Annotated in this window: 20 protein-coding genes and 1 tRNA gene; 14 read left to right on the forward strand and 7 right to left on the reverse strand. The window is 46.7% G+C overall.

All coding sequences use genetic code 11. The features are described 5' to 3' along the window. The first annotated feature begins 141 nt into the window (after window positions 1-141). The 4 genes from cbiB (at window position 142) to QUB06_RS14555 (ending at window position 2424) form a co-directional block, all read left to right on the forward strand. Window positions 142-1221 (forward strand): adenosylcobinamide-phosphate synthase CbiB, encoded by a 1080-nt coding sequence (gene cbiB, locus QUB06_RS14540; protein WP_333435874.1) that lies wholly within the window; start codon window positions 142-144, stop codon window positions 1219-1221. A gap of 266 nt (window positions 1222-1487) precedes the next feature. Beyond that, a complete protein-coding gene (gene pyrR, locus QUB06_RS14545) occupies window positions 1488-2021 on the forward strand; it encodes a bifunctional pyr operon transcriptional regulator/uracil phosphoribosyltransferase PyrR (protein ID WP_333068480.1) in 534 nt (177 codons plus the stop codon). Further along, window positions 2018-2155 (forward strand): hypothetical protein, encoded by a 138-nt coding sequence (locus tag QUB06_RS14550; protein WP_333435843.1) that lies wholly within the window; start codon window positions 2018-2020, stop codon window positions 2153-2155. Before pyrR ends, QUB06_RS14550 begins: the two co-directional genes overlap by 4 nt. Before the next feature lie 56 nt (window positions 2156-2211). Continuing rightward, complete coding sequence (locus tag QUB06_RS14555; RefSeq protein WP_333435844.1) at window positions 2212-2424, forward strand: hypothetical protein; 213 nt, start codon at window positions 2212-2214, stop codon at window positions 2422-2424. An 11-nt stretch (window positions 2425-2435) separates the two neighbouring features. Here QUB06_RS14555 and QUB06_RS14560 read toward each other — a convergent pair. After that, a tRNA-Ile gene (locus QUB06_RS14560) sits at window positions 2436-2508 on the reverse strand. A gap of 188 nt (window positions 2509-2696) precedes the next feature. Here QUB06_RS14560 and QUB06_RS14565 point away from each other — a divergent pair. Together QUB06_RS14565 and QUB06_RS14570 are read left to right on the forward strand one after the other, a co-directional pair. Then, the gene (locus tag QUB06_RS14565) at window positions 2697-3389 is read left to right on the forward strand and encodes a hypothetical protein (protein WP_333435845.1); all 693 of its coding nucleotides are present in this window, start codon (window positions 2697-2699) and stop codon (window positions 3387-3389) included. A 68-nt stretch (window positions 3390-3457) separates the two neighbouring features. Beyond that, entirely contained in the window at window positions 3458-4936 is a 1479-nt protein-coding gene (locus QUB06_RS14570) for a hemolysin family protein (protein WP_333435846.1), read from the forward strand. A 140-nt stretch (window positions 4937-5076) separates the two neighbouring features. Here QUB06_RS14570 and queC read toward each other — a convergent pair whose 3' ends face one another. Next, the gene (gene queC / locus QUB06_RS14575) at window positions 5077-5751 is read right to left on the reverse strand and encodes a 7-cyano-7-deazaguanine synthase QueC (RefSeq protein WP_333435847.1); all 675 of its coding nucleotides are present in this window, start codon (window positions 5749-5751) and stop codon (window positions 5077-5079) included. A gap of 390 nt (window positions 5752-6141) precedes the next feature. After that, on the reverse strand, window positions 6142-7476 hold the full coding sequence (locus tag QUB06_RS14580) for a cytosine deaminase (protein WP_333435848.1): 1335 nt from the start codon (window positions 7474-7476) through the stop codon (window positions 6142-6144). Between the two features lie 418 nt (window positions 7477-7894). Between QUB06_RS14580 and QUB06_RS14585 the strand changes: the two genes are divergently transcribed. The 4 genes from QUB06_RS14585 to QUB06_RS14600 all read left to right on the forward strand — a co-directional run bounded on the left by QUB06_RS14585 (window position 7895) and on the right by QUB06_RS14600 (window position 11833). Next, window positions 7895-9142, forward strand: a complete 1248-nt coding sequence (locus tag QUB06_RS14585) for a GTP cyclohydrolase II (protein WP_333435849.1) — start codon at window positions 7895-7897, stop codon at window positions 9140-9142. Window positions 9143-9231: 89 nt separating this feature from the next. After that, window positions 9232-10314 (forward strand): adenylate/guanylate cyclase domain-containing protein, encoded by a 1083-nt coding sequence (locus QUB06_RS14590; protein ID WP_333435850.1) that lies wholly within the window; start codon window positions 9232-9234, stop codon window positions 10312-10314. After that, the gene (locus QUB06_RS14595) at window positions 10311-11558 is read left to right on the forward strand and encodes a URC4/urg3 family protein (RefSeq protein ID WP_333435851.1); all 1248 of its coding nucleotides are present in this window, start codon (window positions 10311-10313) and stop codon (window positions 11556-11558) included. The genes QUB06_RS14590 and QUB06_RS14595 overlap by 4 nt, the downstream gene beginning before the upstream one ends. Window positions 11559-11695: 137 nt before the next feature. Next, complete coding sequence (locus QUB06_RS14600; RefSeq protein WP_333435852.1) at window positions 11696-11833, forward strand: hypothetical protein; 138 nt, start codon at window positions 11696-11698, stop codon at window positions 11831-11833. Window positions 11834-11895: 62 nt separating this feature from the next. On the opposite strand, the gene QUB06_RS14605 is transcribed toward QUB06_RS14600, so the two are convergent. Beyond that, window positions 11896-12468, reverse strand: a complete 573-nt coding sequence (locus QUB06_RS14605) for a DUF4360 domain-containing protein (RefSeq protein WP_333435853.1) — start codon at window positions 12466-12468, stop codon at window positions 11896-11898. 602 nt (window positions 12469-13070) lie between these two features. On the opposite strand from QUB06_RS14605, the gene upp reads away from it, so the two are divergent. Then, a complete protein-coding gene (gene upp / locus QUB06_RS14610) occupies window positions 13071-13706 on the forward strand; it encodes a uracil phosphoribosyltransferase (protein WP_333435854.1) in 636 nt (211 codons plus the stop codon). 322 nt (window positions 13707-14028) lie between these two features. Then, on the forward strand, window positions 14029-14175 hold the full coding sequence (locus QUB06_RS14615; RefSeq protein ID WP_333435855.1) for a hypothetical protein: 147 nt from the start codon (window positions 14029-14031) through the stop codon (window positions 14173-14175). A gap of 303 nt (window positions 14176-14478) precedes the next feature. Here QUB06_RS14615 and QUB06_RS14620 read toward each other — a convergent pair whose 3' ends face one another. Together QUB06_RS14620 and QUB06_RS14625 are read right to left on the reverse strand one after the other, a co-directional pair. Then, the gene (locus QUB06_RS14620) at window positions 14479-16401 is read right to left on the reverse strand and encodes a hypothetical protein (RefSeq protein WP_333435856.1); all 1923 of its coding nucleotides are present in this window, start codon (window positions 16399-16401) and stop codon (window positions 14479-14481) included. A gap of 34 nt (window positions 16402-16435) precedes the next feature. Further along, window positions 16436-17779 (reverse strand): glycosyltransferase family 4 protein, encoded by a 1344-nt coding sequence (locus QUB06_RS14625; RefSeq protein ID WP_333435857.1) that lies wholly within the window; start codon window positions 17777-17779, stop codon window positions 16436-16438. Window positions 17780-17855: 76 nt separating this feature from the next. On the opposite strand from QUB06_RS14625, the gene QUB06_RS14630 reads away from it, so the two are divergent. Together QUB06_RS14630 and QUB06_RS14635 are read left to right on the forward strand one after the other, a co-directional pair. After that, the gene (locus QUB06_RS14630; protein ID WP_333435858.1) at window positions 17856-18326 is read left to right on the forward strand and encodes a tetratricopeptide repeat protein; all 471 of its coding nucleotides are present in this window, start codon (window positions 17856-17858) and stop codon (window positions 18324-18326) included. A 105-nt stretch (window positions 18327-18431) separates the two neighbouring features. Then, window positions 18432-19388 carry a glycosyltransferase gene (locus QUB06_RS14635; protein WP_333435859.1) on the forward strand — a complete coding sequence of 319 codons (957 nt, stop codon included), beginning with the start codon at window positions 18432-18434 and terminating at the stop codon, window positions 19386-19388. A gap of 99 nt (window positions 19389-19487) precedes the next feature. Here QUB06_RS14635 and QUB06_RS14640 read toward each other — a convergent pair whose 3' ends face one another. Beyond that, window positions 19488-19994: a DinB family protein gene (locus QUB06_RS14640; RefSeq protein WP_333435860.1), complete on the reverse strand. Its 507-nt coding sequence runs from the start codon at window positions 19992-19994 to the stop codon at window positions 19488-19490. Between the last annotated feature and the right edge of the window lie 2 nt (window positions 19995-19996).

Genomic DNA, 19996 nt, shown 5'->3' on the forward strand with positions numbered 1-19996 from the left:
GAGCGAGAAAAAAGCTCCTCGCTCCCCATCGCCAGCTCGCGGATTGATCGGTGGGGTCGCTTTCTTCAATTCTTTAATCTAAAATCTAAAATCTAAAATCTAAAATCGATTGACGGACTATCAAGTTTGACACAATATATAATGATGCCGGATGAATTTCCTGTTTTGATTTTAGCTGCGGTGTTGGATTATTCGATCGGCGATCCTTGGGGTTGGCCGCATCCCGTACAGGCGATGGGTTGGGCGATCGACCGCTATACTCGACTTGTCTTTAATATATGGAAGAATCCCGCAGGCAAAATGCCTGAAGCAGAGGATCGTCCCGCTGGCACTCAGCACAAACTGCTGCTACGAGGTGCTGGCACAATACTAGCGATCGGGCTGATTGTAGGCAGTTATACTGTCAGTTGGTCGATCGTCCAAGCTGCTAGTTGGGTGCATCCTCTTTTAGGTATTGCCATACAGACCATTTTGCTGGCAAGCTGTTTTGCAGGTCGCAGTTTAAGGGCCGCAGCAGAGGATGTGCTAGCACCTTTAAATGTTGGAGATTTAGTCAAGGCGCGAGAAAGGTTGAGCCTTTACGTCGGCCGGGATACCGAAAACTTATCCGAGCCGGAAATTCTGCGAGCAGTGTTAGAAACTGTAACAGAGAATGCAGTCGATGGCGTGACAGCACCGCTATTTTATGCCTTACTTGGGTTCGCTCTGCCGCATCTATTATTAAGTGTTACGGGTTCGCCGATCGATCCTAACTCGATGTGGGCGAGTGCTATAGTCCCCTTGGCGATCGCTTACAAAGCAGCCAGCACATTAGATTCTACGATCGGCTACAAAGAAGCGCCATACACAGATTTAGGATGGTTTAGCGCCAAACTAGAAGACGTGCTGACGTGGATTCCTTGCCGGCTAACAGTGATTACTTTAGCCCTTATATCTGGCAAACCGATTTACATTTGGCAGATTTGTCAGAGAGATGCTGTTAAAGATGCCAGCCCCAATTCCGGTTGGAGCGAGTGCGTTTACGCCGCCATCTTGGGAGTACAACTAGGAGGTACCAATTCCTATCGCGGAGTTATCAAACACAAACCGCTGTTAGGCGAGCCGATTCACCCGATCGCAGCGCCGCTAATTTGCCAAGCATTGCAATTAACTCGGTATTGCTTTCTGATTTGGTTGGGACTATCATTGCTTTTTTATACCTTATTAGGTTTGAGCCACTAACTTATGACCTCACTAGAACAGTCCAGCAGGCATAAATAACGTATTTCTGTGATTGTTCGTCCTCGGCTAAGCAATCGCAGCATCTGCTTTTCATCCGTTCGGGGTAAGTCCTGCAGAAGACAGAGATCCGCCACCGACAGCAGCAAAAAAAGTTTTGACCTTTGTTCAAACCCCCAGATTCATCTGTCAAGTCAATCTCAAATCTCAAATCTCAAATCTCAAATTGTTCGATATGCCAACAGCCAACAATTAGCTCGCAGCAACCAATGACTAAAATTATCCAAATTTTATCGCCTGATGAAGTGAGGCGCACTCTCACCCGCGTCGCTTCCCAGATTGTCGAAAAATCAGGGAACCCCTCGGAGTTAGTGCTGTTGGGCATTCATAGTAGAGGAGTGCCTTTAGCTCAAATTTTGGCCGATCAAATTGAAGTTCTCGAACAAGTCAAAGTACCCGTGGGCGCTTTGGATATTACCTTTTACCGAGATGACTTGGATCGAGTTGCGATGCGGACACCGGCTAAAACAGAAATTCCTTTCGATTTGACGGGCAAAACTGTGGTGTTGGTAGATGACGTTATATATAAAGGCAGAACGAGTCGAGCGGCTTTGAATGCGGTAAATGATTACGGGCGGCCGGAGAAAATTTGGTTAGCGGTATTAGTCGATCGCGGCCACCGAGAAGTACCGATTCAGCCGGATTTTACGGGTAAAAAGTTGCCGACTGCAAAGGAAGAACAAGTTAAGGTTTACGTTCAAGAACTCGACGGGCGCGACGGAGTGGAGTTAATTAAGGGTTGATAAGTAGAAGGAAGAAGGAAGAAGGAAGAAGGAAGAAGGAAGAAGGAAGAAGGAAGAAGGAAGAAGGAAGAAGGAAGAAGGAAGAAGACTTACACAGCAAGCTTGAGCGCGATCCGTATTTTTCGTTTAATTAGGTGGATCTACTTATCGTTTCCGTTGGCATCGGAATCATAATTTTCTGAGGTCGCAAGTGCGATCGACGCGCGTGGAGCCAAGATATCTCAGCAAGGAGTCGATCGATCGAATGTCTAGTTTGCAGCGATCGCATTTGCGACCTCAGAAACCTGGTTTCTACGTATATTTATCGTTACTCAACGTAAAAATTCGTAGAAACCCGGTTTCTCGCCTCCCATGCGTCGAGGGAAGAAACCCGGTTTTGGGTTCACGGGGGGGAGCGTCGTGATTGATTTTAAATCGGCAGTGCAGGAGTTGAACCTGCCTGGGGCGAATTATGAGTTCGCTGCCTAAACCGCTCGGCCAACTGCCGTTAAATCGATTTCTTCGATCTAACTCAAAATGAATTATAACATAATTTCTCAGTCCGTGCTAGAACTAGAGAACAAAAATCAAAATCTTTAGATCTGCTGAGTCCCGATCGCCTGTTAGCCAATGTTAGGCAAGCCGATCGACCGGACAAAGCAGTTTCTAGGACTCGGCATAAACTTCTTATAGGCAATGGCAGTGAATTCGACGGTAGTGCTGACTCTAATTCTGCTGGCTCTGATGTTTGGAGCAGGCGTGACGAGTTCTGTTTGGGGATTTACTATAGGTCGCGAAGCCTTGCAAGGAACGACTCAACCCGATGTTCGTCCCAGCAACAATGCTGGCAGCGGCAAGCCTGGAACGACGGCTAGTAAAGACCAAGTGAGCATTTTGAAAGAAAAAGACATTCTCACAACCGTCAAAGCACGGGTAGAAGGTCGCGATCCAGAAAAAACAACGGCTCAAGCAAATACTAAAACAGACAAGGCAAGCTCTAAACCAGCCGCGGCCAAAAAACCGGCTGCACAAAATGCCAGCGCCAAGTTTCCCCTGAACAGTCGCGACGGGGGAATAACCCTGGAAGTGAGCGCGGCCAGTCAGCGCAACAATTCCATGCTGCTAGACGTGAGTATGAAAAATGAGGGCTCCCAAGCTGTGAGGTTTCTCTACAGCTTCTTGAACGTCACTGACGATCGTGGCCGGGCCCTAAGCGCGACAGCCGAGGATTTGCCCTCGGAACTCCCCCCCAACGGGCAGGTGTTTTACGGTACGGTGAGTATTCCCACAGCTTTGCTGGAAAATGCTAAGGAAGTTTCGCTGACGCTGACAGATTATCCAGGTCAAAAACTTCAGTTGCAAATATCTGGCATTCCAGTGGCAAAGTAAAATAAAAGAAGACCAAACCTGCAGACGGATTCTCAGGTTCGATCGAGAAAGTTTTTTTAGGGAGCATTGTGTCACTTTTAGGGGCGAGAGTGCAGGAGATATCTGATTTACCCGCGATGAGTTTGACAGAGGTGCTGTCGCGGTTGCTGTCAGTGCTGTTGCTGATTGCGATTAATGCTTTTTTTGTGGCGGCTGAGTTTTCGATGGTGACGGTACGCCGATCGCGCATCAATCAGTTAGTTGAATCTGGCGACGTTGCAGCTTTAACTGTGCAATCTTTGCAGCAAAGTATTGAGCGATTGCTCTCGACAATGCAGTTGGGAATCACTCTTTCTAGTTTAGCTCTCGGCTGGATTGGGGAAAGTACGATCGCCGTGCTAGTCCGAATGTCGATCGGCTATTTGCCACTGCCAATTTACATCAAGTCGGCGATCGCCCATTCTTTTAGCATATCAATAGTAACTTTTTTGTTGCTAGCTTACCTGCAAATCGTACTGGGCGAACTCTTTCCCAAATCAGTAGCGTTGCTGTATTCCGAACAGCTAGCCAGAACTTTAGGGCCTCCGAGTTTATTGATTGCCCGTGTGTTCAAGCCTTTTGTGTCGTTTCTCAATCAATCTACTCGATCGCTTTTGCGGTTTGCGGGCATCGAATACGATCTAAGGCATCGGCCGGTTACGCCCGAAGAACTGCAATTAATTATAGCTACCTCCAGCGAATCCAGCGGCTTGGAAGCAGAAAAGCGAGAATTGCTCAACAACGTCTTTGAATTTGGCGAAGTTTGGGTACAAGAAGTAATGGTGCCGAGGCCTAGCATTGTCGCACTTCCGAAGACGGCAACCTTTCAAAATTTGCTCGACGAAATGGCGATTTCCAACCATTCCCGCTATCCCGTGACGGGAGATTCTTTAGACGACATTATCGGCATTATTGGCTTCAAACAACTTGCGAAACCTCTAGCTGAAGGTTTGCTCTCTCCCGACACGCCAATTGTACCTTGGATGCGTTCGGTGAGGTTTGTGCCGGAGATGATGCTGCTGGGGGAACTGCTGCCTTTGATGCAGAGTTCGTCGGAAGAAATTGCGATCGTAGTTGATGAATTTGGTGGCATTTCCGGGTTAGTAACACTGAGGGATTTGATTGCCGAAATTATCGGCCGCAGCTACGAGTCGCCCGACAGCAAAGAAATTGCTTTGCAAGTATTGGACGATCGCACTTTTTTAGTGCAAGCGCAGTTAAATTTAGATGATGTGAATCAAATATTGAATTTGGATTTGCCAGTAACTGACGAATATCAGACAATCGGAGGTTTTCTAAGCTATCAATTGCAAAGAATGCCGGCTGCTGGGGAAGTTTGGCGGGGCGAAAATGTGGAACTTACGGTTGTTTCTGTCTCCGGGCCGCGGTTGGATCAACTTCAAATTCACTTGTTGGAAGGGGCTGCGGGCGATCGAGCTTTGAGTGCAGTTGCAGCAGCGGATGAGGAAGTTGTGGGAAAAGGGCGAAAGAATAGCGGGTTGAGTGGTGTGGCGAAATTTTCTAGTTAAGATTTTGATGAAAAGGGCGATCGAAATAGCGCAACTTTTTATACCAAATCTGAGTTAGCCACCCCGTTTATTCTTTAGTCTCTTAGAGAGGGACGAGAGTTTATGGAGGAACGCTTTCAACCGCCGAGTCGGAATACTGTTTAAGCATAAGGCACCGGATCTTTCAGCCCCAATTCCTCAAAAGCCGCCAGCCGCAACCGACAAGAATCGCAAACGCCGCAGGCATTTTCCCCGCCTGCGTAGCAAGACCAAGTTTGCTCCCAAGGTACTCCTAATTGGTTGCCTAATTGAATAATTTCTGTCTTTTTAAGTTCGATTAAAGGTGTGATAATATTAATAGCATTTCCTTCTCTGCCCTGCTTTGTTCCTAACCGAAATACTTCCTGCATGGCTTGGATGTAATCGAGGCGGCAGTCGGGATATCCAGAATAATCTAAAGCGTTGACACCGATGTAAATGCGATCGGCTTCTAGGGTTTCTGCGTAGGCGAGGGCAAAGCTGAGAAAGATTGTATTTCTAGCTGGAACGTAGGTAGTGGGGATGTTTTGAGACATTTCTCCCAGAGTGCGATCGATCGGCAATTCCATCTCATTATCCGTCAATGCTGAACCGCCCCAAAGCGTCAGGTCAAAGTTTACTATCTGATGTGCCTTAACCGCTGCCGCAAGTGCGATCGCCCTTGCTGATTCCAACTCCCGCCGATGTCTTTGCTTGTAGTCAAAGGAAATAGCGTAACACTCGCAGCCGTCGGCTTTGGCTTGATACAAAACTGTTGAGGAATCCAGCCCTCCCGACAATAAAATAACTGCTTTCACTTAAAATATCCTCAATAAAATTAGCTTTTATATTTATATCAAATTAGTCGCAAGTTGACAAGATAGCCATGCTAAATGCTTGGTGAAAGATATTTTTTTGAACGAAACGCGAAGACGCGTTAGGCGAAGCCGCGCGTAAGCGCTAGGACGCGAAGGAAGAAAAGAGAAGGGACGTTGGTTGATAATTTATAGTGCCTGTTTAACTGGTTCCTAGGCTCTGCCTGGGAACCGAGATTTAGAGGCTCTGCCTCGCATTACGGCCAGGAAAATTGGAGGCAGATCCTCCAGATATACGTTACCAGGCAGAGCCTAGTAACGAGTACAAAGAAACTTCATCTTTTGTGGAACAGGCATCTTGCCTGTTCTTGATATTGGTGCAAAATGTCAGATTTAAATTCGTAACAAATCATCTAGTTCGCGGTAATCGGGCAAAGTTGTATCAATTTTAATGCCCTGCCGCAAAACTGTACGATCGCCCTGCGCTCTAGATAACAATTCGCTGAAATTCCGCGCCTTAAACAAAATCAAATCAGCAGGTAAACCCACTGCAATTCGTCCTAAATTCGGCAATCCCATTAAATCGGCTGGAGTCTTTGTAACTGCACAGGGCCAGTCTCCATAAGGCCTATCTAAATGAGCGATGCGGACTGCCATATTAAAGACTTCCAAAACATCATGGTCGCCAAATCCGTAAAACGGATCGCGACAATTATCGCTAGCAACTGCAACGGGAATTCCGGCTGCTTTGAGTTCGTGCAGGAGTGTCACTCCCCGCCAGCGCGGTGTATGCTGAGATTCTCGATCTTGCAGGTAAAGGTTGCACATCGGCAAGCTGACAATGCCAATATTTGCTTCCTTGACTAATTCCAGAGTTTCTGTTACTAAATCTGACGGTTGTACGGCTAAACTACAGCAGTGTCCGCAGATTATTTGACCCCCAAATTCATGACGGGTGGCGGTTTTTGCGACTTCCCGCAGTGTTACTGAATCTGGATCGTCGTTTTCGTCGGTGTGGAAGTCGATGTTTAAATTTCGTTCTTTGGCTAAGGCAAAAACTCGATCGAGTTGTTTGTCTAAGTCGGGGTTGATATAGGCGACGCCGCCGAGAATGCCGCCGGTTTGGGCTATGCGATCGGCTAATTTTTCGCCGGCTGGTGTCAGAAAATAGTCGAGGGACACCAGGGAAACTGCTTGCAAGATCAGCCGATCGCCCCATTCGGCTTGCAGCGCTTCAAATACTTCTAAACTAACGGTTCCCTGTTCCCCCGCGCTGTCAATGTGAGTGCGGATAGCCTTGGTTCCGTGGGCGTAGCTGCACTTGAGGCCAAACTCCATTCGCCGGTAAACATCCTCTGCATTCCAGTTTTTTTGAGCATCAGCGCCTATTGCTTCGATCGCGCTGGCAAAAGTTCCATCGGGATTGGGCGATCGTTCCCAGATGTGGCCTTTGTCTAAATGCGTGTGCATATCCACAAAACAAGGCCAGATTAAGCCGCCCTGCAAATCTATAACTGGGATATCTCCAGAGGAGGAGACAGGTTTTGTACCTGCTGGGATAATTTGGGCGATCGCCCCTGCCGCAATTTCCAAATCCACCAAACAAAAATTGTTCTCACTCCCCGTTGTCGCCACAGTAGAAGCTGACGGGGCGATCGATTTCATCTCTAGAAGAGACGCGGGTACGCGACTATTTTTGAGCAAATAATTAGATGTACTTGGCAACATTAATTTTGTGAGTTAGTATGTATTTTCTTGATAATTCAGCACTACCAGTTGTAACTATAGCAACCCTTGCAGGAATTGTGAACATCTCTCTTTTCCTCTTTCTATATTTTATAGAGACTCTGCGTCCTCTGCGCCCTCTGTGGTTAGTTCAAAAAAATCTCATGCACAAATGAAATAGAATCGCTAAAGAAACTTGAATTAAATATGTAGCTTTGTTGTTGGTAGTGCAGCCCCGATCGCTGAAGCAAAAATATAAAAATTTTATATTTTTGAAGAAACCGCGCAAGTCAGCTTCACGAGTTTTGCTATGCCGGATACTTCCCGATCCTGAATCCTGTTGCTATCATAAATCACTGCTTCAAATAGCAATTTCACTTTCAACCAACCGCAGCATCCATAGCAAGAGCAAAAAAAAACTGTGTCAAAACCCAAGCATATAGTTTTAACATCCCATCCCGACAGATCCGGCACAAAACCTCATCCCATCCACTGGGGAGAAATCGATCCCCTGAAACGGGGGCCTGTGATTGGCAGCCTCACTAAATCGTCTCACCGGAATGCGATCGGCACTCATTCGGGTTCCTACTCTGTTTATCGCGCGCTAGCAGTGGCTTCCGGCGCACTCCAAGCAGATCACCGCCCCGATTTTACCAACACATCTCCGGCGGCACACATCGGGCCGCACCCGAGTTGGGGCGATCGCGATTTGATTGTTTCTCTCGATCCCTTTGGAGGTCTCGTCAGCGAAATTTATACTTCATTTTTACAGCAGGGATACGATATTCGACCGACAATTGCTGTCACTAAAGCTCACATTAATATGCCGGAATTGCAAGATGCCATTGCTAAGGGGCGGGTGCAAATTGATGGCAAAATAGTCAAAGCAGGTGGGAATTTAGCAGTAACTAAAATTGCGATCGATCCGGTTTGGTATTTGCCGGGAATTGCTCGGCGGATTGGGGCTCAAGAAAGCGTTCTCCGCCGTGTGCTATTCGAGCAAACAGGCGGAATGTTCTCGGATTTAGTGACTCGGCCGGACTTGCACGTTTTCTTGCCACCCATAGGCGGAACTACGGTTTATATTATTGGCGATGTCGCGAATATTTCTGACCCGGATAAACAGTTGGCGGTACGGGTACATGATGAATGCAACGGTTCTGATGTCTTCAGTTCCGATATCTGCACTTGTCGCCCTTATTTGGTACACGGGATGGAAATTTGCATCCAAACGGCACAATCCGGCGGTTCTGGGGTAATAGTTTACTTCCGCAAGGAAGGGAGAGCTTTGGGGGAAGTGACTAAGTTTTTGGTGTACAATGCCAGAAAACGGCAGGAAGGCGGCGATCGCGCTGATGCCTATTTTACGCGCACTGAATGCGTGGCGGGAGTTCAAGATATGCGGTTTCAAGAACTAATGCCAGACGTGCTGCACTGGTTGGGGATCTCTCGCATTGACAGTTTAGTTTCTATGAGCGATATGAAATACAATGCGATTATCAATTCTGGCATTCATGTGGTCGATCGCATCCCCATTCCTGAAGATTGGATTCCCGCAGATGCACAAGTCGAAATTGTCGCCAAAAAAGCCGCCGGATACTACACGCCTGACCCTGTGCCAGATGCTACAATTCTTGCAGAAGCGATCGGACGCGATTTAGGAGATTAAGAGGGCAAAGACGCGACCGGTGGGACGCGAACAATCGCGTCTTTGCTAAATAAAATTTATTGCTGGTTTTTGATCAGTCAGGGTAGGTTATGGCTAATTTGCGTTCTAGTGTGATCGTAAAAACAGATATTTGCGGATATACCGCCAGAGTCAAAAAATTATCTCAGTCGGACTTAAGTAGTTTGTTAAACGAGCATAAAACTTTTGTTTCAGATATTAGCACCAGAAATGAAGGCAGCGTGATTAAAGGGGAAGGTGATTCATTTTGGATAATTTTTCCCAGCGTCACAGCAGCGGCTGTAGCAGCCATAGAAATGCAGCAAGAATTGAGAGCGCAACAATCTAGCAAGGCGAACGACGAACGATTGGCTATTCGCGTATCGATTACATTAGGAGATGTCTTGCATCAAGATAAAGATATCTTTGGCGATACCGTGAATTTAACAGCGCGCATAGAATCAGTAACTCCGCCGGATGAAATATATTTGTCCCAAGCAGCATGGCTGGCGCTCAACAAAGCAGAAGTGCAAACATCTTTTGTCAACGAGTTTTCTTTGAAAGGGATGAGCGAACCTGAAAAAGTTTACAAAGTTGACCAAAGTTACAAAACGCGAATCATCAAGAATCAAGCAATAATTAAAGCAGATTTGAGAGGTTTTATTGCTTATCAAGAATCTAATTCTATCAAAGATGTGGAATATTTGCTCACCAACTTTGATACTTTTGAAAAAACAATTTGCGAAGAATACGGCGGCACAATTCGGAGTATTGTGGGGGATTCGCATTTGTTGACTTTCCCGGAAGCTCACTCAGCCTTAGCAGCAATGGAAAGTCTGTGCGAGAATTGGAAACTTTTTATTGACGCCAATCAAATACCTTGTGGCTTGTCGGTGGGAGTTGCTAAGGGAAATTTATATATATTTAGGTCTTGCACTTACGGAAAAGATATTCACATAGCCGATAGGCTGGAAGATTTAAGTAAAATAGTATCTCCGGGAAAAGAAAAAAACTCGGTGATAGTTTCCGATCACATAAAACGCGAAGTCAGCGGATCGAAGTGGGAATATAAGCTGATCAAAATCGATAAAAATGCGATTTTAGATAATCTTTTAGATTACAGTCAGTTTGACTTTTTTCAAGAAAACGATGTTTACCGATGTTTGGTAGTATGAAGTTGCACAATAGTGAACTTGAGACGGTAGAATATCTAAGAACACCGGCTGCTATTCGCCAAAAGTGCGATCGGCTTTTTGATTTAGCCCGCCTAGACAAACTCCGCTACTTCCGCGTCGATTTATCCCAACTCGACAAAGCAGCAAATTATGTAATTGACACAACGCGCCAACAATATCCTGATTTTAACATTCCCTTTCACAGTCGCTGGCGACATTTTGAAGCCGGCAACCAGTCGCGAATCGCCGAATTGGATGCAGCAATAGCCGAATTTGCACTCATAGAGCAAGCTAAGATCAAATTTGATTTAGCAATTGTCAGCGTTTTGCTCGATGCCGGTGCTGGTGCAGATTGGCAGTATTGTGAACCAGAAACCGGACAGGTTTACCGCCGTTCTGAAGGGTTAGCAATAGCCAGCTTGCGGATGTTTTGTCAAGGTGTTTTTTCCAGCAATCCCGATTTTCCTTGGCAAGCTGATTCTCAGGGACTTTCTCAATTAAAACTTGAAACCTTAGCTGCTGGATTTCAGGTAAGTCGAGAGAATCCGCTAGTTGGTTTAACAGGCAGATTAGAATTATTGCAGCGTTTGGGAAAGGCGATTTGTCAGCATCCATTATTATTGGGCAGCGAAAACCCGCGTCCCGGCAATTTGGCAAAATACTTGTTCGACAGTCGGGTTTCTGGAGTCAACACTGTGAAGGCTTCTGAAGTGTTGAGCGCTGTTTTAACAGGTTTTGGGGAAATTTGGCCGGGAAGATATGCAATTGGTGGCGTTAATTTAGGCGATGTTTGGCGGCATCCGGCTTTAACAGGAGAAAATCTGGGAGATGAATTCGTGCCGTTTCACAAACTATCGCAGTGGTTGACTTATTCGCTGTTGGAACCGCTGCAAGAACTTGGTTTAGAAGTCGCCGGATTGGATGAGTTAACGGGATTGCCGGAGTACCGCAACGGCGGTTTGTGTTTGGATATCGGGCTGCTGCAGGCAAAAGATTCGGCTATTTTTGAGCAGAGTTACTTGCCGGGTTCGGAAGTTATAGTAGAATGGCGATCGCTCACTGTCAATCTTTTAGATAAAATTGCCGCAGCTATTCGAGAAAAGCTGCATTTGAGTGCGACAGAATTGCCGCTGGTGAAGATTTTGCAAGGAGGAACTTGGGCGGCGGGGCGGAAAATTGCGGGCGAATTGAGGGCTGGTGGAGGGCCGCCAATTCAGATTGAAAGTGACGGCACTGTGTTTTAGAAGGAAGAAGGAAGTTCGGCAACGGATTCTGTAACGGATGTAACGGATGTAAAGGATAGAAGGAAGACGGAAAAGGGAAGAGGGAAGTTCGGGAACGGATTCTGTAACGGATGTAACGGATGTAACGGATGTAACGGATGTCAGGAAGAAGGAAAAGGGAAGAGGGAAGAAGGAAGAGGGAAGAAGCAAGAGGGAAGAGGGAAGAAGGAAGAGGGAAGAAGGAAGAGGGAAGAAGCAAGAAGGAAGAGGGAAAATTATTCCCTCTTCCAACTTAAAACTTAAAATTCAAAATTCAAACCTGAAAACAATACCTCACACTACACTCCCAACAAGCTGCTTAGCGGCAAGTGCGATATTTGACGTGATAAACTAAACCGCGATGAGCCAAATCGAAAGAGTCAACGGTGGCCATGCCGGCACCGCGGGCTGTCATCGCAGCATTTACTCGCATATTTACACTGTCACCACAGCGAGACCAAACATTAGCTACAGTGGCTAAGCTATCTCGAACATTGTAGTTAGTTTCGCCGCTGAAATTCCGATTAAAAACTGGGCCGCGGGCTCCAGCGAAAAAGTATTCTGCTCGCAGGTTGCCTGTGGTTCTAGGAGCAACGTAGCCGCGATAATCAGCATCGTAGATAGAAATTTGGTAGCCTTGGGGTACTTTGATGGGAATGCTCAGATTGCAGCTTTTCCGGCTTTCTGTTGAGACATTTCCTTGGGCTGCAAACTTATCAAATAGGATGGTGAGTTCTTGACCGTCGGGGCTGACGCTGACGCTGGCGGAGCGATCGGGGCAACCGCTACCGCCGTAGCTTGCACCTAAAATTTTAACAGCAGGATTAGCCAAGGCGGGGCTGATAGAAGCAGTCATTAATGCCGTAGCTAGCAATAGTTTTACAAACTTCATGGATGTTCTCCTTAATAAGTTCAGTTGTGTGTTAGGAACACCCTAAAAAAATGGAACTGAATTTAGGTAATGTGTTTTAAACTTGGATATTGCCGCCTTCATGTTGAAAGATGAAAAGCCAGTCAAGCCAAGCTTATGACCTCATGTGCAGTTCCTATTCAGGTTTTTTCGATTAGTGAATTAATCGAAAGAATAGGTTTTATGTTGATACTTCTTAAGATTCATATCGGTTGGTAAAAGTTCCGGAAGATTTCGGTGCGAAACTCCGGATCTGTGTTATTGGGCTGGGATGGAGCGCGAGACAGCGAAACCAGTGGGGAGGCTTTTGGGCCCGGATCTGCGTTCTTACCAAGAGTGCGGGAAGAAGAGGAAACGAGAGAATGACATATTTGTGTATTTTCAAACCTCGCATACTTAGTGTCGCGCTGGGCGGATGAAAGGCAATTGTCGGAGCAATTTTATTCGGGCGATATTGGTGTTTTCAATAGGGGTTTGATATAAGTAGTCCCGGACGCAGGGGCGGCAGAAACCGGTTTTTTTTTGCGTCAAGAATGCCTCGATAGCTGATAAGTTAGAATAAAGCCAATTAATTATTCAAAAAAATGAGTGCTAAAGTTACTGTCATCGACCATCCTTTGATACAGCACAAGTTAACTCTAATGCGGCAAACTCAAACGAGCACGGCGAAATTTCGCCAATTGCTGAAAGAGATTGGAATGCTGCTAGCTTATGAAGTGACGCGAGATTTGCCGCTAAAATACGAACTAATAGAAACGCCGATCGCCAAAATGAATGCACCGGTGCTGGCGGCAGAAAAGAAAATTGTTATTATTTCGATTATGCGCGCGGGTCAGGGACTGTTAGATAGTATTTTAGAGCTGATTCCGTCTGCGAGGGTAGGACATATTGGTTTGTACCGCGATCCGACAACTCGGATGGCGATCGAATATTATTTCAAAGTTCCCCAGGATATCGAACAGCGAGATGTTTTAATTGTCGATCCGATGCTGGCTACTGGTAATTCAGCAGTGGCTGCAGTGGATAGGCTTAAAGAAGTTAATCCGAAGTCTATTAAATTTTTGTGCTTGCTGGCGGCACCGGAGGGAATTAGGCACTTTCACGAACAACACCCTGACGTGCAGATTTATACGGCGGCAGTTGATGAGTGTTTGGACGATCGCGGATATATTGTACCCGGCCTCGGAGATGCGGGCGATCGACTTTACGGCACTATGTGAATTCAATAAAATTGTTTTCTGCTGTATATGTCAATACATTCATTTAAAAAAAAGTTTACTAACATAACTATTGGTTTGATAGTGCCATACAATGTAAATTGTAAGATTTTAATGTCAGGAAAAGCCTATATATAGCAAGGGTTGTAGGATTTTTTTTACATTAAATTCCTAAATCGCATTATCTCAATGTATTTACTGCATCTTATGGGGAAAATCTCTGCCTTTAGTGTAATTAATTCCAGGAATTTAGTTCATAAGATAGATGTATGATGCTCACCGTTTGTGATCGACTACTGATATTTTTTTGACGAGGAAAAAAACAATGGAGACTACAGCACAGAAAGAAGCCCCAACTCAGCCTGTTGAGGAAGTGAAAATTAACAATATCAACAGTTTGGAGTTTGATCTTTGGGCTAAAGCAGTCAAACGGCAGATGATTGCAGCACTCTCTAAAAAGGGCGCGATTTGAGAGCTCTGGGTTTTTTGTGTGCAACTTGTGTTAATTAAATTAACAAAATTTTTGTTTGCATTCTTGTCCAAGAGCGATAAGTGGGGAGGGGAGGAGTTTTGAGATTGCGCCTCTTTCGGAGTTGCGGGAGGGGGAGAAGAAAGCATTTTCCTTATTCCTAGTTTTGGACGCACGGGTGCAAGGAAACCGGGTTTTTTTACGAAAATACTTCTGTTGCAATCGGCAGAAATGGTAAAAAACCCGGTTTCTTTGTGTCAAGAGTGCCTCCGGGACTGTTCTATCTGCCGAATCCTTTCTGCCAGATTACGATCGCTTGTCAACCGCCGCCAGCAAGCGCAGACTTCCGTCTTGAATCTGCACCGCTTTGACCGTTCCTACAGCAACTCTTTGTTGACCGTTAGCCATCGCTACCTCAATCTTAATCTTGGGGTCAGCCTGTAATCCCAGCCGCCCCCAGAGCCACTTGACTTGAGTAGCAGGAAAAGAGCGCACTTCTACATCAGAAAAGGGCGAATTAACCCAGCGGCTACCGTCGTGAAAACTCGCTACCTGCACCTGATACCAAACTTGTTCTCCCGCCAATTTTAACTCATTGTTCGGTTCTGGTTCCAGCCACTCAGCGGGATTGACACTGTTAATTAAAGTAGCAGAACCCATAATTTGACTCTTGTGGTCTTCTAAACTTTCCGCCTGAGAAACTGCTTCCTCAAGTTTGTTCACCAAATTCCGAATTCGACTTCTGGTTTCGCCGTCAGTATCTGATTGCTGGTCGAGCCAATTCATCGCCTCGCGAGTTCCGTCTTGAGACGCTACAATCAGGGCGCCCCAAGCCTTGACATCGGCGTCAGCGGCATTCACTCTCAAGGCGGCGTCGATGCGGTTCCAGATCCGCCCGCCGTCATTTTTGAGGGTGGTGGCAATTTCGTGACTGTTACTCGGATCGGCTTCAAATACTTGCAAAGCTTCAGTCCAGCGGCCGTCGATCAATTCTGCGAGAACTTGTTGACCGGGACTGGCCCAAGATGCGATCGCCTGAGCCCGAGTAATTTTAGCGTGAAATTCGATCGTTTCTAGCTGAGCTTGCGCGACTGCGGGCCAATTTTTGCCGGCTTTCCCCTTCGCCACACGCATGACATTTAATGCTGGAGACCACAGCCCGCTTTTCGCCAGTCGCAGCCCATTTTTGTAAGTCTCGTCATTGAAGGCAAATTCTTCTAAAGAAATCGCGGTTAACTGAACTGGGTTCGGCAAAAATTTGCGCGGGCCAATTTGATAAAGGGTAAATTGTGGCTCTAAACCAACTGTTTGGTCGATCGCCAACTGCGGGTTTTCCCCCTTAACAATTTGCTGCCAATTCGGCGGTTGTCCGGCCGCACTCGCCCACTCCAACAGTGGCATTAAATGATTTTGGCTGGGGTTGTAGCGAACGACTTGTCCGTAGGGAATTTTCTTGTCGCCCCGCATTAGTTTACCGCTGACATTAAACCAAATGCCCGTGGCGGGGGGCTTTCCGTCAAAGCGGCGCAGTTCTGTTAGGGGTAACGACTGATTCGAGGCTTGATTGTCAGATGTAGAGTCAGCTAAAGAAGCAATGACAAAAGATTCCGCAGGGCCTTCTACATTCACAGAACTTGCTAACTGAAAATACTGCTCTTTATCGGAACTGCGATCGGGAAGCTGTACCCGCTTGTACACCCGAAGTTCGACAATTTGACGGCAAGGATTTTTGCAAACAGTAGAAGCTTTAACAGTTCTTTCTACCATCACTGGCAATAGCAAATCGGAAATAGAATTATCGCGGGATTGATCGACGGGAAGTGGCAGGGGTTCTCCGGTTACGAATCCCAATTTGCGGATGCTGGCTTTGATTTGATCGAGAGTTTGGATCGAATCTCTGCTACCTGTAGGCAGGCGCGACCATTCCGGCACAAACTGAGAGATCAACTTGTTGCCATTGGGATCGACGATGAGCTGATAACTCAGCCAAGCGCCGCCTCCCATCAAAGCTGCACAGCCACACAAGACGCTGAGGGCTGTCAAATTAGTTATCAGTCTTTTCCAGGGATATCTGGCGCGAGTTCGGGGAGTAGGTATTAGAAGCTGGGACTCTTGAAGATTTTTGGGGCGTCGGGTTTGGCGCCGCCGTCTTGTCGGAGGAGGAGCAACTTGGCGAGTTTCTGGGGGTTTGGCTCGATTTTTTGAGGGGTTAATTTTGTGTTCCATCATGCCATTTTAGAATTTAGATTTTAGAATTTAGAGTTTAAAATTGCAATAGCCGATCGTACTGCCGACCTATGATATCCCAGGTGTATTGGCTTTCAACGAGCGATCGAGCGTTGACAGAGAGCTCTTGTCTTAGCTGCTGATTTTCAAACAAACTGGCGATCGTCTCAACATACTCCTGAACTTTGTTCGCCCGCAAGGCCCTTCTCGGTTGTGGGCCGCCATCGACGGCTAAACCCTCCAAACCTCGATCGCTAGCAACCACGGGAGTTCCCGCAGCCATCGCCTCCAAAGTTTTATTTTTAATCCCAAAACCAATCCGCATCGGCACCACACAAACAGCAGCTTGATGCAAATATTCTGCCACCCTTTGTACCCGACCTACTACTTGAATTCCGGGGAGTTTCCCCAAGGCGAGCACTTCCGGGACTGGCGAAGCCCCTACTAAGGTGAGGGTAGCATCGGGATAGCGCTGCTGCAAAGGCGGCAGTATTTGCAAACTCAGAAACCGCGCCGCGTCAATATTGGGCAAATTGTTCATTGCGCCTGCAAAAATTAAGGTATGTCCTCCCGGATCGATCGACCGGTACGGAAATTGAGTTAAATCCACGCCGTTAGGAATTACATCTATGGAAGGTACAAAAAAATCTTGTTTTCCTCGCACCCGAACCGGAGGCAACAGTAATTCTAGGAGTTGCTCTCTGTCTGTGGATGTTGTCGCAACAATGCGGGAGAATTTGGAACAGTAGCGTTTTTCGTAGCGGGCGAGTAGCGGTAAATTTAGTCGATCGCGCAGGGGTTTTTCCGAGGTGCCGGTTGCTAACATTTCCCTGCAAGTTCCCCAAACAGAACTGTGAATGTTTGCCACTGTCAGCAGTTTTTGCCGCCATTCTGGACGCACGTAAATCTCATTAACGCTGTGCTCGCAGGTGACAGCATCGCATTGGCCTGCTGTTACCAATTCGTCTGCCCAATTCTGCATTGCTTGGGAGTAGCTTGAGAGTACGTTCGGAGGCGTCCCGGACAACAAAAATCGACTGAATCTGTGGAATTTTCCTATTATTTCAGAGAACCCCCCCTCAGTCCCCCCCTTATTAAGGGGGGGAGGCAAGAAGCCCTCCTCAAGCCCCTGGTGCAGAGTTAGCCCCCCCTTGACAAGGGGGGGTTGGGGGGGTACTTGCGGGTTGGGAAAAACTGCTAATTCTGTGACTTGCTGGCGCAATGTGTCGATTTGTGCGTCGGTGACATCGGGCGATCGTACTGTGCCGAGAATTACCTCATGCCGCCGGCTCAAGTATTGCAATAAATTAAACGTCCTTACCTGAGTTCCTCCGCGACTTGGCGGATAAGGAAAAGTCGAGGAAAGCATCAAAATCTTCATGGGATGTGGAATAAATAAAGTTGCCGCTTGCGCGATAAAATTGATTGATAAAACCTTTTTAACAATCCTCGCACCTATGGACGAATTATCTGTTAAGGCGCTGCTCGAAGACTTGAAAAAGTCCGACGAAAGTGTTCGCGATCGGGCAACTGCAGAACTCTGGCGCACTTGGTTTAACCAAAAGGGTGAGTATGGGATGCAAATTCTCAGGCGATCGCAAGTTTCGCTGGATGCAGGCGATGTTCACCACGCTTTGGATTTGCTGACGAAACTGATTGCGGAAGCGCCGGATTTTGCGGAAGCTTGGAACCGACGCGCCGTACTTCACTATACCCAAGGAAATTATAAAAAGTCGATCGAGGATTGCCAAATCGTCCTCAAACTGAACCCGGTGCATTTTGGGGCGTTGCATGGTCTGGGTTTGTGCTACGCTGCCTTGGGAGAATACCTAAATGCTATTCAAGCTTTTCGTCGCGCTTTGGAAATTCAACCTTTTGCTTTGGTGAATCAAAAGTTAATTCTCGAATGTACGGCTCGTTTGAGTTAAAATACATAGGGCATAGGGCATTGGGCATAGGGCATTGGTGGTTCTTTTCTCTGGACTGAATTGCAAAATTCAGCGACGATTTCTAATCTAAAATAGTATAAATTTGTGCCGAAAATTAGCGTTTGCATTCCTACTTGCAATCGAGTGCATCTACTGGCTTGTGCGATCGCCAGCGTGCTAGATCAAACTTATACAGATTTTGAATTAATTATCTGTGATGACGGTTCCACTGACAGCACTCCTCTGTTGATGTCGGAATTTGTCGATCGCGGGATTCGCTACATTCGCCACCCGCAGAATATCGGCAAGAGTAATAATATGCGATCGGGCTTTGCGGCGGCAAGGGGCGAGTATTTTATCAAGTTTGACGATGACGATCGCCTGAGCGCACAATTTCTAGAGCGGACATCTGCTATTTTAGATAAAGACCCCAGCATTGATTTTGTCAGTACCGATCACTGGGTGATCGACATTAACAATTATATTGACGAAAGCCAGACGAAACTCAATTCGCAGCGCTGGGGGCGCACCGAGTTATCGCCGGGAATTATTGAAGATTTGCTTTCCACAGTTTTTCTGAGACAGAGTTTGCAAATAGGGGCGACTTTGTTTCGGCGCAGCGCCTTGGAAGAAGTCGGATTTCTGCGGCCAAATTTGCAAAATTGCGAAGATAACGATTTGTTTGTGAGACTTGCGATTGCGGGCAAAAAGTGCTATTACTTGCCGGAGCTGTTGATGGAGTATCGAGTTCATGCAGGACAGCAAGGAGTCGATCGGGCAATTCGGTATTTAAGTGATAAATTGCGCTATTTGACAGGCTACGAATTTGATTCCGAGAAGTTGGAAACAGTCAGGCTCCAAAGGATTGCAGAAACTCAATTAGCGCTAGGTTTGCGGCTGATTGAGGTGGGTGAAACTGCAAAAGGGCGCCTGATGGTGCGGGCGGGCAAGTCGGTTTCTGCGGCGAAAATGTGGGCGGGTTTGGGATTGTCGTTGCTGCCAGTGGAGTTGCGTCCTAGGGCGTTTGAGTTCGTGCGGGAGTTGTTGAAACGGGAGTTGTAAAGGCGGAGGATTTCGACAGCATACCGGGCGCTTGAAACCGCGTCTATACACACAAAACAGGCAAGGCAAGGGTTGAAAAGTCGGGGGTTAAAATCACCTTTATCCGATTGATATAGCGGGTAGCCACGGAATATCTGTAACGCCTGGGTCGTAGCCAAGTTGTTTGAGTAGTGTGGTAATTTGCCCTCTATGGTGAGTTTGATGATTGAACATATGTGTCACCAGAACCCAAGTCGGTAGCACGCGGCATCTACCATCTACATTGCTTGTGTACTCAAACGGTTGACTCAACCAGTCAGAATTAAGGTGTCTAGACCATTCTATAATTTGCCGATCCGTTGTCTCCCGTTCTGCTCTCAAAACCTCAAAGTCAGCATACAGTTCTTGACCGATAACGGTACCCGAAAATGAGTGAAGAGTGAAACGACCCATCCATACTTTGTCACCATACAGTAAGTGATTCAAAGTGCCATGAATCGACTTAAAAAAGGCACCCATATCCTGTTTGCGCTGTTCATCAGGAATTGCCGAGCAGACCGAATATAGATTTTGATTCATCCAGCAATTGTACTCAGCCATTAGCTGGTAGTAGCTACCGTCGTACATAC

Origin of the sequence: Microcoleus sp. D2_18a_D3 (assembly GCF_036702455.1) — a bacterium.
In the GTDB taxonomy this organism is placed as follows: Bacteria; Cyanobacteriota; Cyanobacteriia; order Cyanobacteriales; family Microcoleaceae; genus Microcoleus.

Coding starts and splice junctions, on each gene's coding strand:
- cbiB (WP_333435874.1), top strand. CDS start 142: ATGATGCCGGATGAATTTCCTGTTTTGATTTTAGCTGCGGTGTTGGAT.
- pyrR (WP_333068480.1), top strand. CDS start 1,488: ATGACTAAAATTATCCAAATTTTATCGCCTGATGAAGTGAGGCGCACT.
- QUB06_RS14565 (WP_333435845.1), top strand. CDS start 2,697: ATGGCAGTGAATTCGACGGTAGTGCTGACTCTAATTCTGCTGGCTCTG.
- QUB06_RS14580 (WP_333435848.1), bottom strand. CDS start 7,476: ATGTTGCCAAGTACATCTAATTATTTGCTCAAAAATAGTCGCGTACCC.
- QUB06_RS14590 (WP_333435850.1), top strand. CDS start 9,232: ATGGCTAATTTGCGTTCTAGTGTGATCGTAAAAACAGATATTTGCGGA.
- QUB06_RS14595 (WP_333435851.1), top strand. CDS start 10,311: ATGAAGTTGCACAATAGTGAACTTGAGACGGTAGAATATCTAAGAACA.
- QUB06_RS14600 (WP_333435852.1), top strand. CDS start 11,696: ATGTCAGGAAGAAGGAAAAGGGAAGAGGGAAGAAGGAAGAGGGAAGAA.
- QUB06_RS14605 (WP_333435853.1), bottom strand. CDS start 12,468: ATGAAGTTTGTAAAACTATTGCTAGCTACGGCATTAATGACTGCTTCT.
- upp (WP_333435854.1), top strand. CDS start 13,071: ATGAGTGCTAAAGTTACTGTCATCGACCATCCTTTGATACAGCACAAG.
- QUB06_RS14615 (WP_333435855.1), top strand. CDS start 14,029: ATGGAGACTACAGCACAGAAAGAAGCCCCAACTCAGCCTGTTGAGGAA.
- QUB06_RS14620 (WP_333435856.1), bottom strand. CDS start 16,401: ATGATGGAACACAAAATTAACCCCTCAAAAAATCGAGCCAAACCCCCA.
- QUB06_RS14625 (WP_333435857.1), bottom strand. CDS start 17,779: ATGAAGATTTTGATGCTTTCCTCGACTTTTCCTTATCCGCCAAGTCGC.
- QUB06_RS14630 (WP_333435858.1), top strand. CDS start 17,856: ATGGACGAATTATCTGTTAAGGCGCTGCTCGAAGACTTGAAAAAGTCC.
- QUB06_RS14640 (WP_333435860.1), bottom strand. CDS start 19,994: ATGTACGACGGTAGCTACTACCAGCTAATGGCTGAGTACAATTGCTGG.